The 15,724-nt window shown below is 64.3% G+C and carries 15 protein-coding genes; 10 read left to right on the top strand and 5 right to left on the bottom strand.

All coding sequences use genetic code 11. The annotated features are described in order from the left end of the window. A complete protein-coding gene (locus ASE39_RS17545) occupies positions 1 to 897 on the top strand; it encodes an alpha/beta fold hydrolase (protein ID WP_057272123.1) in 897 nt (298 codons plus the stop codon). Between the two features lie 313 nt (positions 898 to 1,210). Here the strand turns inward: ASE39_RS17545 and phhA are convergent, their stop codons facing one another. From phhA to ASE39_RS17520, 5 genes are all read right to left on the bottom strand, one after another. Beyond that, positions 1,211 to 2,050, bottom strand: coding sequence for a phenylalanine 4-monooxygenase (gene phhA / locus ASE39_RS17540; RefSeq protein WP_057272122.1), 840 nt, complete (start codon positions 2,048 to 2,050; stop codon positions 1,211 to 1,213). A gap of 65 nt (positions 2,051 to 2,115) precedes the next feature. Next, positions 2,116 to 3,084, bottom strand: coding sequence for a tripartite tricarboxylate transporter substrate binding protein (locus tag ASE39_RS17535; protein ID WP_057229271.1), 969 nt, complete (start codon positions 3,082 to 3,084; stop codon positions 2,116 to 2,118). 73 nt (positions 3,085 to 3,157) lie between these two features. Further along, positions 3,158 to 4,270 carry a 4-hydroxyphenylpyruvate dioxygenase gene (gene hppD, locus ASE39_RS17530; protein ID WP_057271968.1) on the bottom strand — a complete coding sequence of 371 codons (1,113 nt, stop codon included), beginning with the start codon at positions 4,268 to 4,270 and terminating at the stop codon, positions 3,158 to 3,160. Positions 4,271 to 4,456: 186 nt separating this feature from the next. Continuing rightward, entirely contained in the window at positions 4,457 to 5,446 is a 990-nt protein-coding gene (locus ASE39_RS17525; RefSeq protein ID WP_057271967.1) for a lipase secretion chaperone, read from the bottom strand. A 3-nt stretch (positions 5,447 to 5,449) separates the two neighbouring features. Next, on the bottom strand, positions 5,450 to 6,391 hold the full coding sequence (locus ASE39_RS17520; protein ID WP_057271966.1) for a triacylglycerol lipase: 942 nt from the start codon (positions 6,389 to 6,391) through the stop codon (positions 5,450 to 5,452). Positions 6,392 to 6,555: 164 nt separating this feature from the next. Between ASE39_RS17520 and ASE39_RS17515 the strand changes: the two genes are divergently transcribed. The 9 genes from ASE39_RS17515 (at position 6,556) to fabB (ending at position 15,685) form a co-directional block, all read left to right on the top strand. Continuing rightward, positions 6,556 to 7,038 (top strand): Lrp/AsnC family transcriptional regulator, encoded by a 483-nt coding sequence (locus ASE39_RS17515; RefSeq protein ID WP_010462660.1) that lies wholly within the window; start codon positions 6,556 to 6,558, stop codon positions 7,036 to 7,038. Positions 7,039 to 7,257: 219 nt separating this feature from the next. Then, positions 7,258 to 8,127 carry an ABC transporter ATP-binding protein gene (locus ASE39_RS17510; protein ID WP_035197118.1) on the top strand — a complete coding sequence of 290 codons (870 nt, stop codon included), beginning with the start codon at positions 7,258 to 7,260 and terminating at the stop codon, positions 8,125 to 8,127. Beyond that, complete coding sequence (locus tag ASE39_RS17505; RefSeq protein ID WP_057271965.1) at positions 8,124 to 8,975, top strand: hypothetical protein; 852 nt, start codon at positions 8,124 to 8,126, stop codon at positions 8,973 to 8,975. The genes ASE39_RS17510 and ASE39_RS17505 overlap by 4 nt, the downstream gene beginning before the upstream one ends. Continuing rightward, positions 8,975 to 9,847, top strand: a complete 873-nt coding sequence (locus tag ASE39_RS17500) for a hypothetical protein (protein ID WP_057271964.1) — start codon at positions 8,975 to 8,977, stop codon at positions 9,845 to 9,847. Before ASE39_RS17505 ends, ASE39_RS17500 begins: the two co-directional genes overlap by 1 nt. A 310-nt stretch (positions 9,848 to 10,157) precedes the next feature. Then, complete coding sequence (locus ASE39_RS17495) at positions 10,158 to 10,895, top strand: GNAT family N-acetyltransferase (RefSeq protein ID WP_010462653.1); 738 nt, start codon at positions 10,158 to 10,160, stop codon at positions 10,893 to 10,895. A 384-nt stretch (positions 10,896 to 11,279) separates the two neighbouring features. Beyond that, positions 11,280 to 12,164, top strand: a complete 885-nt coding sequence (locus ASE39_RS17490; protein ID WP_010462651.1) for a CBS domain-containing protein — start codon at positions 11,280 to 11,282, stop codon at positions 12,162 to 12,164. Next, positions 12,164 to 13,783 (top strand): apolipoprotein N-acyltransferase, encoded by a 1,620-nt coding sequence (gene lnt / locus ASE39_RS17485; RefSeq protein WP_057271963.1) that lies wholly within the window; start codon positions 12,164 to 12,166, stop codon positions 13,781 to 13,783. Before ASE39_RS17490 ends, lnt begins: the two co-directional genes overlap by 1 nt. Positions 13,784 to 13,943: 160 nt before the next feature. Beyond that, entirely contained in the window at positions 13,944 to 14,465 is a 522-nt protein-coding gene (fabA, locus tag ASE39_RS17480; protein ID WP_008907199.1) for a 3-hydroxyacyl-[acyl-carrier-protein] dehydratase FabA, read from the top strand. Continuing rightward, positions 14,462 to 15,685 carry a beta-ketoacyl-ACP synthase I gene (gene fabB, locus ASE39_RS17475; RefSeq protein WP_057229260.1) on the top strand — a complete coding sequence of 408 codons (1,224 nt, stop codon included), beginning with the start codon at positions 14,462 to 14,464 and terminating at the stop codon, positions 15,683 to 15,685. The genes fabA and fabB overlap by 4 nt, the downstream gene beginning before the upstream one ends. The last annotated feature ends 39 nt before the right edge of the window (positions 15,686 to 15,724 follow it).

Below are 15,724 nucleotides of genomic sequence, written 5' to 3'. Positions count from 1 at the left end.
ATGATCGCGCGCTGGCAACGAATCCTGCTCCTGTTCATCCTGCTGACCATGGCCGCCTGGCTGGTGTGGCAATGGCCGCATTCGCCGTTGCGCGCCGTGCTGGGAGCGCTGTTGCCGCTGGGCATTTACCTCTTGGTGATGGCGGTGGAGTTTGTGCTGTTGCACCACACCAACCGAGCCGATGCCGCGCCGCGTGCGCGCCCCTCGCAGGTGCTGGACGCCTGGTGGGCCGAGGTGTGGGTGGCGTTGCTGGTGTTCTGCTGGCGCCAGCCGTTTCGCTACCAGTCACTGCCCGACTGGCTGCCCGCCACGCCAACGGGCAAGCGTGGTGTGGTGCTGGTGCATGGTTTCATGTGCAACCGGGGTCTGTGGCTGCCCTGGTTCGCGGGCCTGCGCGCTGGGGGCCATGCCCATGTGGCGGTGAACCTGGAGCCGGTGATGGGCTCGATTGATGAATACGCCGACATCATTGAAGACGCTGTGTTGCGGGTGACGGCCGCCACGGGCCAGGCGCCGGTGCTGTTGTGCCACAGCATGGGCGGGCTGGCGGTGCGGGCGTGGCTGCGGGCGCACCAGGCCGATGGGCGGGTGCATCGGGTGTTGACGCTGGGCACGCCGCATGGGGGCACGTGGCTGGGGCGTTTCAGTCGCGCTGTGAATGGGCGGCAGATGAGCCTGGCGGGGGACTGGGTGTTGGCGTTGCAGCGGGCGGAGCCGGCGGGGCGGGCTGCGTTGTTTACCTGCTGGTATTCGAACTGCGACAACATCGTGTTCCCGGCGACCACGGCGGCGTTGGCGGGGGCGGACAACCGGTTGGTGGAAGGGGTGGCGCATGTGCAGATGGCGTTTGACCCTGGGGTGATGAAGGCTTGTCTTGAGGAGATGGGGCGGGGGTGATTTTTTGATTGTTTTGGCCTCTAGCGCTTATGTATAAAGCGCTAGCAGCTATTGTTTTTGTAGTTGTCGAGTTTTCGCCTACCGTTCGGGCTGAGCCTGTCGAAGCCTGGGCGCGCTGGTTTGAAGCGCATGCTTGTGGCGAGTGCGGAGGCCGGGAGTCACCCCAGCACCCGCTCTCAACCCAGGCACGCCTTTCAAACCAGCGCGCCCAGGCTTCGACAAGCTCAGCCCGAACGGTTGAAGGTTTGCTATAGAAGTAATAGCTTCCAGCGCTTTATGGACAGGCGCAAGCAGCCAATTTCATCAAAAAAACTCAAGCCACCACCGCATCCCGCTCATCCGCCGCAAACTCCGGCAACCCCCGCAGCCGCTCATAGATCGGCGCAAAGTCCGCCGCCGTCATCTCAAACAGCTGCTCAAAACTATCGATCACAAAATACGTCTGCTGGTACGTATCAATCTTGTACTTCGTGCGCATCGTCCTCTCCAGCGCCAGCGGAATCCGCTGCGGCTCCGGGCTCTGGACCGAATACGCCAGCTCGCCCGACGAACTCAAAATGCCCGCGCCGTATGCCCGCAGCTCCCCCGCCTCGCGGATCAACCCGAACTCGATGGTGTACCAATAAAGCCGCGAGAGCATCTCGCACGACCCCAGCCCCTGCGCCTTCAGCCCGCCCTGCCCATACCGCTGTACGTAGTCCGCAAACACCGGGTTGAACAACAACGGCACATGCCCGAACAGGTCATGAAAAATGTCAGGCTCGACGATGTACTCGAACTCCTCGGGCTTGCGGATCCAGTCCGTCACCGGGAACTTGCGGTTGGCCAGCAGGGTGAAGAAGGGCACCTCCGGGATCAGCCCGGGCACGCCCACCAGCTCCCAGCCTGTGGCCTTGTAGAGGCGCTCGTTGACCTCTTCGAAGCGCGGAATGCGGTCGCTGGCGCCCAGCGAGGGCAGGGCGTCAATGAACGCCTGGCTGGCCAGGCCCGGCAATAGCGCGCGCTGGCGTTCGTACAGGCGCCGGTACGTGTCGTGATCGGCGGCGGTGTAGCTCGCGTAGTCCTGCGGGCAGGTGTAGTCCTCGCTGGCACGCGAGTAGTCGCCACGCGGGGGGCGGGTGGATTGACCATAGACGACAGGGGCTTGTCCCATTTTTTTCTCCTTTGCCGCCATGGTCGGCGCACCGTGACAGTGGTGCGCACCAGCCCACGCGGCTGCTAATCGATCTTGATTTTTGCGGCCCGGATCAGGAACTCGTACTTGCTGTTTTCCGAGCGCACAAACTGCGCAAACCCGTCGAGCGTGAGCTCTTCGGGCGTGATACCCATCTTCTTGAACTTCTCTTTGCCGGCTGGCGAGTGCATGGCAGCGGTGAACGCGTTGGCGTAGCGGCGCGCATCGGCGTCGGGCAGCGAGGCGGGCGCAAACAGGCCGAACCAGGTCGACACGTTGAAGCCCTGCACGCTGTCGTTGATGCTCGGCACGTTGGGCAGCGCCTCGTTGCGGCTCAAGGTGGTCACGCCCAGCGCCAGCAGCTTGCCCGACTGGATCTGCGGCAGCGCCGAGGCCAGGTTGTCAAACACCATCAGCACCTGGCCGGACTCCAGCGCAGCCAATGCGGGCTTGGAGCCCTGGAACGGCGTGTGGCCCATCCTGGTGTTGGTGAGCGACTTGAACATCTCGGCCGAGATGTGGCCGATGCTGCCGTTGCCGCCCGAGCCGTACTTGGCCTGGTCCGGGTTCTTCTTGAGGTACTGCACCAACTCCGGCGTCGTCTTGATGCCCAGCTTGGCGGCCTGCTCGGCATTCACCACCAGCACGTTGGGCGTGCGTGCCACAAGGGCGATGGGTTTGAAGTCCTTGAGCGCGTTGTAGGGGAAGTTCTTGTACAGCCAGGGGTTGACGGCGTGGGTGGCCACGGCGCCCATCAGCACCTGGTTGCTGGTCTTCCCGGCTTTGGCGACCTGGTCGGCGCCGGTACTACCACCCGCCCCCGGTTTGTTCTCCACGGTAATGGAGCCAAGCTGGGCTGCAGCACCTTCGGCCACGATGCGGGCCGAGATGTCCAGCGGACCACCAGCGGGGTAGGGCACCACGATGGTGAGCGGGGCAGAGGGGCTTTGGGCCATGGCAATGGTGGCCACACAGGTCAGGCCAACACTGAACAGGGTGCTACGGAGCGACATCGGGATCCTTTTGAGTTCCGGGGAGCGCGCAGTATAGGCATCTGTTCAGGGTTAACCCTGGATGTCTGATGTCTTACGTGTTCAGTACGCCGCGGCGGATCTGGTCGCGCTCCAGCGATTCGAACAGCGCCTTGAAGTTGCCTTCGCCAAAACCGTCGCGGTAGTCGCCTTCGCGCTGGATGAATTCAAAGAACACCGGCCCCAGCATGGGGGTGGAGAAAATCTGCAGCAGCAGGCGCGGCGTGCCATCGGCGGTGGTGCCGTCCAGCAGAATGCCGCGCGCCTGCAGTTCGGGCACGGGCTGGCCGTGGGCGGGCAGGCGGGTGTCCAGCATTTCGTAGTAGACGTCGTTGGGCGCGGTGGCCAGCGAGACGCCGGCCATGCCCAGCTTGTCCACCACGTCCTGCAGGTTGTCGCAGATCAGCGCGATGTGCTGGATGCCTTCACCGTTGAACTGCATCAAGAATTCTTCGATCTGGCCGCCGCCCTGCTTGGATTCTTCATTCAGCGGGATGCGGATCTTGCCGTCAGGCGCGGTCATGGCCTTGGACGTGAGGCCCGTGTATTCGCCCTGAATGTCGAAGTAGCGGATCTCGCGGAAGTTGAACAGCTTCTCGTAGAAGTTGGCCCAGAAACCCATGCGGCCGCGGTACACGTTGTGCGTGAGGTGGTCGATGAGGTTCAGGCCGTGGCCCACAGGGCGGCGGTCCACGCCTTCGATGAATTCGAAGTCGATGTCGTAGATGGACTTGCCGTCTTCAAAGCGGTCAATCAAATACAGCGGTGCGCCGCCAATGCCCTTGATGGCGGGAAGGCGCAGCTCCATCGGGCCGGTGGGGATCTCGATGGGCTGGGCACCCAACTCCAGCGCGCGGTTGTAGGCCTTGTGGGCGTCCTTCACGCGGAAGGCCAGGCCACAGGCCGAAGGGCCGTGCTCGGCGCCAAAGTAGGCGGCCTGGCTGTGGGGCTCGCGGTTAAGGATGAAGTTGATGCCGTTCTGGCGGTACAGCACCACGTCCTTGGAGCGGTGCTTGGCCACGAGCGTAAAGCCCAGCTTCTCGAACACACCTTCCAGCACGCCAGGGGTGGGCGAGGTGAATTCGACGAATTCGAACCCCATCAGGCCCATGGGGTTGTCCCAGGCTTCGAGCTGGGCGGCGGTTTGTTGCGGCAAGGCGGCGTTCATGGGGTGTCTCCGGCATTCGTTGAGGAATGTCATGGACTGTAGGCGCGCCCTGCCTCATGTTTCTGGCGAAATCAAGAGGCTTTGGCCTCCGATTTGCAGGAATGTTGTGAATGATCAAATTTCAGCGCAAGACCAGGGCGCTACCCCGGTATGTGGCGGCTGTCTCTTGCGTGGGGCCAGGGGAGCTCAGGAGCCTGACGCAGCAGGTGGCAGGCGCCGCAGCGCCAGGGCGGCGTCGATGCGTTGCTGCTCCTCGGCGGAGAAAAGCTGCTGGCGCAGTTGCTGCAATGCGGGGCCTTCGCCTTGTTGGCCGCGCGCCTGGTTGTACTGGTCAAGCCGCTGCTGCCAGTGTTGTTCTTCCCGGTCGAGCTGGGCCATGGCGTGGGCAGCGGCCTCGCCGTATTGCGCGCTGCGTGCTGCATGGCGGGTGCGCTCGTCGGTGTTTTGTGCGTTGAACGCGGCGGTCTGGGCGGCGGCGTTCATATGTTCGGTGGTCGCGGCGCGCTCTGCGCGGCGTGCTTGGGGCAGTTCGTTCTCTGCATCGCGCAAGGCCTGGGCGCGTTGCTCGGCGGTGAGCTGGGGGTTGCGTTCGATTTCCAGGCGCGCCAGGGTGTATCGGTCCAGTTCCGCCTCGCGGGCGAACAGGGCGTCGTGCTCGGGGCCGTCAAAAAACTGCTGGCGCACCTTGTGGCGCGCTTCTAGCGCCTCGCGCAGGGCAGCGGGGTCGTTCGGGTCCTGGGGCGTGCGCAGCTGGCCCAGCGCCACGCGGTAGTCCACGTAGCGCTCGGCCAGTGCCAATGCGCGCGTGGCCAGGGCTGCGGGGAAGTGCTTGCCCACCAGCCCGGCCAGGCGTTGTTTGAGTGCGGCGGGGTCTGTCGCGCCGTCCTCCAGGGCTTCTGTGAGCAGCGCCTCCAGCGTGTCGCGCAGGCCGTGCACCAGCAGGGGGTCTTCACTGCGGTCGGGGTCGGTGGCGCGGCGGGTGGCAAAGAAGCTGCTCTCCATGGGCCGTGCCGACGGGGGCTGGCCCGCCCCGGTGGCCTGCGCGGCAGCGGCGCCGGGCTCCGGGCGCAGGCCCGCCGCGCCCGGCAAGCCTTGCTGCGAACCCAGCCACCAGACCACGGCGGCCGTGGCGACGGCCAGGGCCGCTCCTGCCGCGAAGGCACGGGCGCGTTTCACGGCTTACAGGCCCTGCGTCTTGAGGCGGTTGGCCTGCTGGCGGTACAGCGTCACCGGGTCTGTCGAGAACCAGTCGCGCAGGCCCAGCAACTGGTTCACTTCATCGAGGTGGTTCTGGCGGTAGTCGCCCAGGTGTTTTCCCAGGCGGGAGGAGCAGGCCGACACCAGGCCATCGTTGGCTTCGCCGAACACCAGGCCCAGCACGCCCAGCAGCGCGTCGCTTGCATCCAGCACGTTGGTCAGGGTCTTGGTGCCCGTCCAGGAGTAGTAGCGCACGCCGTTGACGAGTTCTGCGCCACTGCCGCAGCCCGAGGTGGGCACGCCTTGTGGAAAGCGGCGGTTGAAAGTGGCGGAGCCGGCCGTGGTGAGCGAGTCCAGCGCTGCGGTGGGCATCTGTGGCAGGCCCGAGCCGCCCGAGGTCAGGTTGATCAGTGCGACCAGCGCCGATGCGGCCCCGCTGGCGATGGTTTCGGAGACCGAACCTGCGGGCGCCACGCCGCGCATGATGTCGGCCACCCGCGATCCACGGTTGACCCCACCGACCGAGGTCACCGAGGCAACCTTGCCCGGCGCCACCCCGGCCACGTAGCGTGCCGTAGGCCCACCGTGCGAATGCCCCACCAGGTTCACCTTGGCCGCGCCCGTGATGGCCAGGATGGTGTTCACCTGCGCGAGCAGTTGTTCGCCCCGGACCTCGGTGCTGTTGGCGGCCGACACCTGGGCCACGTAGACCTTCGCGCCGCCCTGGCGCAGGGCGTCGGGGATGCCGTAGAAGTAGTCGACGCCCAGGGCCGAATCAAACCCGAAGAGTCCATGTACGAGCACGATGGGGTAGCGGGTCTGGGTGGTGCCCGTCTGGGCCTGCGCGCTGGCGCCGACGAGCAGCAATGCGGCCGTCGCGGCCAGAAAAAATCGCCTCGACAAGCGGCTGAGAAATCCGGTCATGCAGTTGTCTCCATAAATATGTTTTTTTGTGCCTACAAAAAAGAACGACCGTTCGTTTTTGCAGGATTTATTCTTCTTTTCTTCGTGCGTAGTCACTATCGGGACATACCCCAGCCTGCAATTCAAAAAGCGCAAAAAGTAAAAACTTCATAAAATATTGCGCCATGCAAGCCTTAAACGCACTCGACAAGCTGGACAGGGCCATCCTGCGCCGCCTGCAAGAAAATGGCCGTGAGACGTACGACGTCATCGGCGAGCAGGTGGGCCTGTCGCCCAGTGCGGTGTTGCGCCGCGTCAAGCGCCTGGAAGAGAGCGGCGTGATCGACCGGTACGTTGCATTGGTGCCCCCCGAGGCCGTGGGCCTGGGGCTGACCGCCTACCTCAACGTTCGCCTCGAAAAACACACCGAAAGCCACAAGCGCAACCCCATGGACCTGTTCCGTGCCAGCGTGCAAACCTGGCCTGAAGTGGTGGAGTGCGCATCGCTCACGGGCGAAATGGACTACCTCCTGCGTGTGGTGGTGGCCGACATGGCGCACTACAGCCGGTTCATCATGGACACGCTGCTCAAGCACCCCAGCGTGCAGGACTGCAAGACCAGTTTTGTGCTGGACCGTGTGAAGGCGACCACGGCGGTGCCTGTGTGACAATCCGCGCGCCCTCGATGGTGGGGGAGAACCTGTTCAAGGTCTTTTCGGGGATCGCATTGGAGTGCAATCGGGATGAGTGGATGCTTCGGATGCGCCGCATGGGCTCATGCCCATGCAAGCAGCGGGGCGTCCAATCGCCCGATTTCACGCCAACCCTTCGGGCAAGGTACTTGTGCAACCCCGAAAAGACCTTGAACAGGTTCTTACGGATTGTTCATGATCGCCATCGATAACCTGCAATTCGGCTATGGCCGCCATGCGCTTTACCAAGGCTTTGGTGCGCGGATCGATCAGCCCGGCATCTACGGTCTTTTCGGGCGCAATGGCAGTGGCAAGTCCACCTTGCTCAAGCTGATCTGTGGCCTGCTCACGCCCTGGGCCGGGCAGGTGCAGGTGTTGGGGCAGGTTCCGCGCCAACGTGCGCCGCAGCTGCTGGCGTCCATCTGCATCGTGCCGGAAGAGTTCCACCTGCCCAATCTGACCCCCGGTCAACTGGCCGCCACACAAGGGGTGTTTTACCCTCGGTTTTCTGCACAGCGGTTTGGCGAATACCTGGCAGAGCTGGAGGTCCCTAGTGCGAGCCGCTTCGAGGCCATGAGCCTGGGCCAGAAAAAGAAGGCCGCCATTGCCTTCGCGCTGGCCACCGGCACGCCGCTGCTGCTGATGGACGAGCCCACCAACGGGCTGGACATCGTGGGGCGGGGCCAGTTTCGGCAGCTGATGCAGCGGCCCGAGCATGCCGATCGGGTGGTGCTCATCAGCACCCACCAGGCGCACGACCTGGAGAGCATCCTGAGCCACATCTGGTTCATCGACCAGGGCAGGCTGGCCTTGTCGGCTCGCATGGAGGATCTGGCGCAGTGGTTGCACATGGGGGTTGCCCGCAGTGCCCAGGAGCTGGATTCCATTCGTGGCATCGTTTTCCAGGAGTCCATTGGTGCCCACACGGCTTACGTGGCGGCACGCGGGGCAGAAAGCCCGGGCCCTCAAGGCGCCGTGCAGCTGGAGCTTTTGTACAAGGCGCTCAGCCTGGGCCGCGACGCTTTGCTCGCAGTGCTTCCTGCGGATGTGAAGGAGGCTGCATGACAGCGTCCGCAAAATCGGCGGTCGGAAAAGCCCCGGACCAGGGCACCTCCGCCTTCTTCAGCGCACCGCGTTTCTTGCGGCTGGCGCGGGCACATTGGGCCGAGCAGCGCAGGCAGTATCTGGGCCATCTGCTGGTCGTGGGCATTCTTTATGTGGTGGTCTTGTTGTTCATGCTCACGCTCTCGTCGGGGCGCGAGTTTCAGACCTGGACACAGCAGCTGTTCTATTTTTGGGGCCTGCTTCTCACGGGTTTTGTGTTTGCTGCCCGCTATTTCGACGCGATGACGCGGCGTGAGTCCGCACTGCTGATGCTCATGCGCCCCGCATCCGTGTTCGAGAAATGGCTGCTGTGCGTGCTGGTGGTGGGCGTGCTGTACCCGCTGGGCTACAGCGTGCTGTATCTGGCGATCTCGTGGCCCGTCCAGCACATCGTGCTGGCCATTGGCGCGCTGTACCCGCCGACAGGGGGCTTTAGCGCCGCGGACCACGCGCTGTTTCTGCCGCTGTGGCCCTCCGACGGGGCTTCGGCTGCGCTGCTGGCGCGCCAGCAGATGGGCTGGTTCATTGGTCTGTGGGCCTTGCAGGCCCTGGTAGTCGCGGGCTCGTTGTACTTTCAGCGTGCGGCCATGCTCAAGACATTGGCCCTGGGTTTTGTGCTTTTCCTGGCAACGCTCCTGATCGCCGCCCTGGCAGGAGCCAGCGATGCGGTGCTTTTTGCGTGGTGGCTTCGCAGGCCGGTGACCTCGCCCGCGAGCGTGCAGATCCTCAACGGCGTGCTGTGGCTGGGTTTGCCCACGCTGCTGTGGCTGCAAGCCTATCTCCACCTCCGTGACAAGGAGCTGCACTGATGGGCTATTGGTTGCAAATCCATGTGCAGCGCCAAAAAGGTGTGTGGCTTTTCGCGCTGGTGCTTGTGGGATTCTGGGCGCTGGTGGCCTTGAGCGGCTGGAGCCGGCTCAAGCCCTCCTCGACCGCCGAGCGGGTGCAGTTGATTCGTGCGGCAGACCTGGTGGGGGTGACGCGCCTGCGCCTGGAGGAAGACGGGGAGGCCGGGGGCTACCGGCCTGACGTTTCGGTGCGGGTGGGGTTCGCCTCGGATGTCAGCATCCACCCCCGCGTATCCGACCGGGATACAGCGCCTGAAGCCCCCGAGCCCGCCCGATGGATCACTGCCTTTCGCGAAGGAGAGACGCTGGTGCTGCGGGCCCGTGCGCCGCGCACAGAGGCCAGGCAGGGCCATCGGGCCCTGGCATGGATTCAAAAAATCGAATTGCCCGCGCATTTCCGGCACCTGCAGATCGAGCGGGCCTCCATCGAGGTCCGGGAGCCTGTGGAGAGCCTGGCAATACTGGGCGAACAGATTACGGTGGCAGGCTTTGTGAGGGAACTGGATCTGCGCTCGCCCCTGTGCGGCCCCAGCGAGCACCGGAACGGGCCGCGCGAGGAGGGCCTGGAGGTTCAAGCCGAGAACATGCGGGCCGTGCGCGTGCAGGCGCACGCCGGCCGGGTGCGCCTGCAACGGTCCGAAGGGTTGCGGCGCCTGGAACTGCGGCTGGGCGACACCGTGGCACTGTCGCTGGACCGCGTGGCAGCGCTTGATCTGCCTCCCGGGCGTGCGGCCTTGGTGGGTGCCACGGACGCAAAGGCTTGTGCAGACACGGCAGCCATGGCCAGCGCACCGGGCGCGTCCCGCCCCCTGGAGCTGGTTGCAGCCCCCTAACGCCCGGTCGCCTCGTTTTTCAGCTTGTTGCCAAGGCGCCATCGCTATACCCTGGGCACAGAGGGTGGGGATGGGTGCGCCTCTTCCCGGATAGGTCTGGGCCATGCCCCGGGTGCCCCGCAAAAAAGTCGCGGAAGCGACCACGTTCCCCGTGGAGTGGCGGGCTTTGTTATCAAAAGGGTAGCTAAAAATCGTTTTCGGATAAGCGCTGGAAGCTGTTTTCTTTCATATTGGATGCCACCCTCTTATTTTGCTGCAACGCAGCAAATTGGACTGGAAATAATGAGGGAAAACCCTTATATTTGTAGCCATGATCGCAACGAAAGACTGGCTCAAGGCTTCCTGGTATGCAGGCAGGGATCTGCTGCGCCCCGTCACAGGTGGCCCGTCTGGCCATGAAATTCGCGTCAAGAAGGAGGTGCCCGTGATGGTCCCCATTCGCGCTTTGGGCCCTTCCTACCGGGAGCGGATCACCCAGCATTTGCTCCAACTGGAGCCCGCAGACCGTTACCTGCGTTTTGGCTATGCCGCCAACGATGAGCAGATCCGCCGCTATGCCGAGCAGCTCGACTTCAATCGAGACGAGATCTTTGGCATCTACAACCGCCGCCTCGAACTCATCGCGATGGCGCACCTGGCTTTCTCGGAGCACCCTGAGTACAAACATTGCGCCGAATTCGGTGTGTCCGTGCTCAAGCAGGCGCGCGGGCGAGGCTTCGGGGCACGCCTTTTCGAGCGGGCCGTGATGCATGCGCGCAATGAAGGCGTGAACATGGTCTTTATCCATGCGCTCTCCGAAAACACCGCGATGCTCAAAATTGCCCGCAAGGCCGGAGCCACCGTGCGCCGTGATGGCTCGGAGTCCGAGGCCTACCTCCAGATCGAGCCAGCCAGCCTGGACACACGCATGGCCGAGATCGTGGAACAGCAGTTTGCAGAGGTGGACTACCAGCTCAAGAAGCAGGCCAAGCAGTTTTGGGACTTCCTGGCCGGTGTGCAGGAAGTGCGCAGTGGCGTGCAGCACGCGCGCCACCAGTCGGCCGAATAATCCATCCATCCCCACGCTCGCGGTGTGCGGGCTGCGGGGATTGCGTAGCGGGCCGTCACAACTATCCGCTATCCTAGGGGCTTGATTCACTACCGCACGTCCTGCACCAAAGAGCGTGTTATGCACTTTTTCGTACCCACGTTGGGCCCTGAGGCCAGTGATCGCGAGGCGCGGGCCGCTGCTAAGGCCGGGCGCCTTGGCAAGGTCAGCAACGATGCGAGCGCTGGCCTCAGGGCCCAACCCTTTGGGAAAGCCGGGGAAAGGCCCGGCCACGTTGTTGCAGCACGCTTGCGGTATCCATACCGCTGCACGTACTGCGCCTAGTTGCCGGGCCTTTCCCCGGCTTTCGTGGGCACGAAAAAGTGCATAACACGCTCTCAAACAGTGTCTGACCCGCACCCTGCGCACCCCGGGCGCTTGCCCGAGAGGGAAGACAAGCGCACCTTCCTGCAGAAAGTGGCCGAGTTCATCCATCCGGGGCCGGACTCCACGGAAGAACTCATCGAAACCCTGGCCGAAGCCGAAGACAACCAGGTCATTGGGGCCGAGTCGCGCGTAATGCTCGAGCGCGTCATCCGCATGGCCGACATGACGGCGGGCGACGTGATGGTGGCTGCACCCCGCATGGACCTCGTCAACATCGATGCACCGTTTGACGAGATGCTGCACCTTGTCATCAACACCGCGCACTCGCGGTTTCCTGTGTACCAGGGCGAGCGCGAGAACATCATCGGCATCCTCATGGCCAAGGACCTGCTCAAGCTGCAGCGGGCGCCCGAGCTGAACATCCGCGCCTTGTTGCGCCCCGCTGTCTTCGTGCCCGAAAGCAAGGGCCTGAACGACCTGTTGCGCGAATTCCGCGGCAACCGCAACCACCTGGCCATCGTGATCGACGAGTTTGGCCGCGTGGCCGGGCTCATCACCATTGAAGATGTGCTCGAACAGATCGTGGGCGAGATCGAGGACGAGTTCGACATCCCCGAGGACGACGGCGACATCTTTGGCCTGGCCGACCGCACCTACCGCGTGAGCGGCGACACCTCGGTGGAGCGGGTTTGCGAGGCATTTGATGTGCTGGTTCAGGGCAGCGACCCCGACGAAACCTTCGAAACCATCGGCGGCCTGATTGCCCACGAAATGGGCCATGTGCCCAAGCGCGGCGAGCACCTGCAGTTGGGCGGCCTGCACTTCGTCGTGCTGCACACCAAGGGCGGCGCCGTGCGCTGGTTCAAGGTGTCGCGGATCGAAGAAGCCAGCGCCAGCGACTGATGGCCCGCGCTTCCTCGACGCCGGGGCTGCCACTGGCCCTGCAGGCGCTGCTGGCCGTGGCTGCCGGCGTTGCGCAGGCAGCCTCGCTGGCCTGGCCCTGGGGCGGCGAACCCCTGTGGTGGCTGCAGATCGCATCCATGGCGGTGTTGGCCTGGCTGGTGCGCCCACGTGCCACGGTGTCGGTCCCTTGGCAGCGCGGCGTGGTCATCGGGGGCTTGTTTGCCACGGCCTGGCTCGCCGGGACCTTCTGGTGGCTGTTCATCTCCATGCACTCCTACGGCGGGCTGGCCGCTCCCTTGGCCGTGGCCGCGGTGCTGGGGCTGGCCGCGTTCCTCGCCAGCTACTACGCGGCGATGGTGGGGCTTTTTTGCCGCCTGACGCTTGCCAATAGGGTGCTAACGGCTATCATTTTTGGAGCGTTCTGGCTCCTGGCCGAGCTGGCGCGCGGCATCTGGTGGACGGGGTTCCCCTGGGGGGCTGGTGGTTATGCCCATGTTGACGGGCCGCTGGCGGCGCTGGCGCGCTACGTCGGCGTTTACGGCATCGGGGCCGTGGCTGCAATGCTGGCGATGGGCGCAGTGCAGATCCGGCGGGCCGACTTCCTTGGCTGGCGCCTGTGGGTGCTGCTGCTGGCACTGGGGGCGGTGCTGTCTCTGGCTACGGTAGACCGCCTTTGTGCCATCCATCTTTGCCACACCCCCATGCAGCGCCCGGCGCCTCCCCTGAGCCTGGAACTGCTGCAAGGCAATATCCCGCAGGACGAAAAATTCCAGTCGGGCAGCGGCGTGCCACTGGCACTGAAGTGGTATGCCGAAGCGCTGCGCGACGCCAAGGCCGACCTGGTGGTGGCGCCCGAAACCGCCATCCCGCTGCTGCCCCAGCAGCTCATTCCGGGCTACCTGGAGGGCATCCAGCAGCGTTATGCACAGGGTCCGCAGGCCGCGCTGCTGGGCATTCCCCTGGGCAATGAAGCGCTGGGCTACACCAACTCGGTGCTCGGCCTGAGCCCCGCCACCCAGGCCACCCCCTACCGCTACGACAAGCACCACCTGGTGCCGTTTGGCGAGTTCATTCCGCCGTTCTTCAAGTGGTTCACGGCCATGATGAACATCCCGCTGGGGGACTTCAACCGGGGCCTGGTGGGGCAACCCTCCTTTGCCTGGGCGGGCCAGCGCATTGCGCCCAATATTTGTTACGAAGACCTTTTTGGGGAAGAGCTGGGGGCGCGTTTCATCGACCCGGCGCAGGCGCCCACGGTGTTTGTCAACTTCAGCAACATCGGCTGGTTTGGCGACACCGTGGCCATTGACCAGCACCTGCACATCAGCCGCATGCGTACCCTGGAGTTCGAGCGCCCCATGGTGCGCGCGACCAATACCGGCGCCACGGCCATCATCGACCACCGGGGTGTGGTGACGCAGCAACTGGCCCGCTACACGCGGGGCGTGCTCAAGGGCGAGGTGCAGGGCCGGGGGCTGGATGCGCAAAGTGGCTGGCACATCACGCCGTATGCGTGGTGGGTGTCGCGCTGGGGGCTGGTGCCCCTGTGGATTTTCGGGGGGGTGGCCCTGTTTTTTGCCCTGGTGGCAAGGAGGCTGCAGACACTGCGCGGAAATTGATCCAGGTCATGCGCCGCCGGGGTGTCCCGGCGCCTTGCCGGGCCAAAACCGGGATGTGTCTTTCTCTGCCTTGATAATGGAGCCCCACAAGCGGGGGCTTGTGTTGACATACAACGATGATTTGAAGCGGGCCCACCGCTGTTCTGGAGCACGACTGAAGATGGCTGATTCCTTTTCCTACGAACAACTGATCGCCTCGGGCGAGGGCCGGCTGTTCGGCGCTGACAGCGGGCGCCTGCCGCTGCCGCCCATGCTGATGTTTGACCGCATCACGCACATCGACAGCGATGGTGGCGCGCACGGGCTGGGAAAGATCCGCGCCGAGCTGGACGTCAAGCCCGATCTCTGGTTCTTTGCCTGCCACTTCCAGGGCGACCCGGTCATGCCCGGTTGCCTGGGGCTGGACGCCATGTGGCAGCTGATCGGCTTTTACCTGACCTGGCTGCAGCTGCCAGGGCGTGGCCGGGCGCTGGGTGCGGGCGAGGTCAAGTTCACGGGCGAAGTGGGCCCCGATGTGAAACTGGTCACCTACGAAATCGACATCAAGCGTGTCATCAAGCGCAAGCTGGTCATGGCCATTGGCGATGCCCGCCTGCTGGCCGATGGCAAGGAAATCTATGTAGCCAATGACTTGCGCGTGGGCTTGTTCAAGCGCGAGGAAGACGGCAAGGACGCAGCATGAGCACCAAGAAGCGCGTAGTCATCACCGGCGCGGGCATCGTCTCGTGCATTGGCAACGACCTGGCCACCGTGGAAGCCTCACTGCGTGAAGGCAAAAGCGGCATCAAGGCCGTCGAAAAATTCACCGAGCTGGGCCTGCGCAGCCAGGTGGGTGGCGCGCCCGAGATCGACATCGAGACGCGCATCGACCGCAAGCAACTGCGCTTCATGGGCGATGCGGCCGCGTATGCGCAGATCGCGCTCGAAGACGCCATTGCCCAGGCAGGCCTTGCGCCCGAACAGGTGAGCCATCCGCGCACCGGCCTCATCATGGGTTCGGGTGGGGGCTCTCCCGCCAACCAGATCGAAGCAGCCGACACCCTGCGCGAAAAGGGCATTCGCCGCGTCGGCCCCTACCAGGTCACGCGCTGCATGAGCTCCACCGTGTCCGCGTGCCTGGCCACCAACTTCAAGGTCAAGGGGATCAATTACTCCATCACCTCGGCCTGCTCCACCTCGGCCCACTGCATCGGTGTGGCCGCGCAGCAGATCGCCTGGGGCATGCAGGATGTGATGTTTGCGGGTGGTGGCGAAGAATTGAGCTGGGGTATGTCGCTGCTGTTTGACGGCATGGGCGCCATGTCCAGCAAATACAACGCCACGCCCGAGAAGGCCTCGCGCGCCTACGACGCGAACCGCGACGGTTTTGTGATCGCGGGTGGCGGCGGCGCCGTGGTGCTGGAAAGCCTCGAACACGCCCAGGCGCGCGGCGCCACCATCCTGGCCGAAGTGGTGGGCTTTGGCGCCACCAGCGATGGCGAGGACATGGTGGCCCCTTCGGGCGACGGTGCCATTGCGTGCATGCAGCAGGCCATGGAAGGGCTCGACGCCCCCATCGACTACATCAACACCCACGGCACCTCCACGCCGGTGGGCGACATGCAGGAAGTGCGCGCCATGCGTGCCCTGTTTGGCGACAAGGTGCCTCCTTTCTCGTCCACCAAGTCGCTCACTGGCCACTCGCTGGGTGCAACGGGTGTGCAAGAGGCGATCTACTGCGTGATCATGCTCAACAAGGGCTTCATCGCCGGTTCTGCCAATGTGGAGACGCCCGACCCGGCACTGGGCGATATGCCCCTGGTCACCCAGACGCGCGACGCGCAGCTGACCACCGTGCTGTCCAACAGCTTCGGTTTTGGTGGCACCAACGCCAGCCTGGTGCTGCGCCGCTGGAACGACTGACCGCAGCCTTCCCACACCAAACGGCCTGCCTGTCTCCGG

The sequence above is a fragment of the Acidovorax sp. Root267 genome (genome assembly GCF_001429215.1).
Taxonomy (GTDB): domain Bacteria; phylum Pseudomonadota; class Gammaproteobacteria; order Burkholderiales; family Burkholderiaceae_C; genus Acidovorax; species Acidovorax radicis.
Note: the sequence above shows the minus strand (reverse complement) of the source record. Positions and strands in the feature narration are given on the sequence as shown.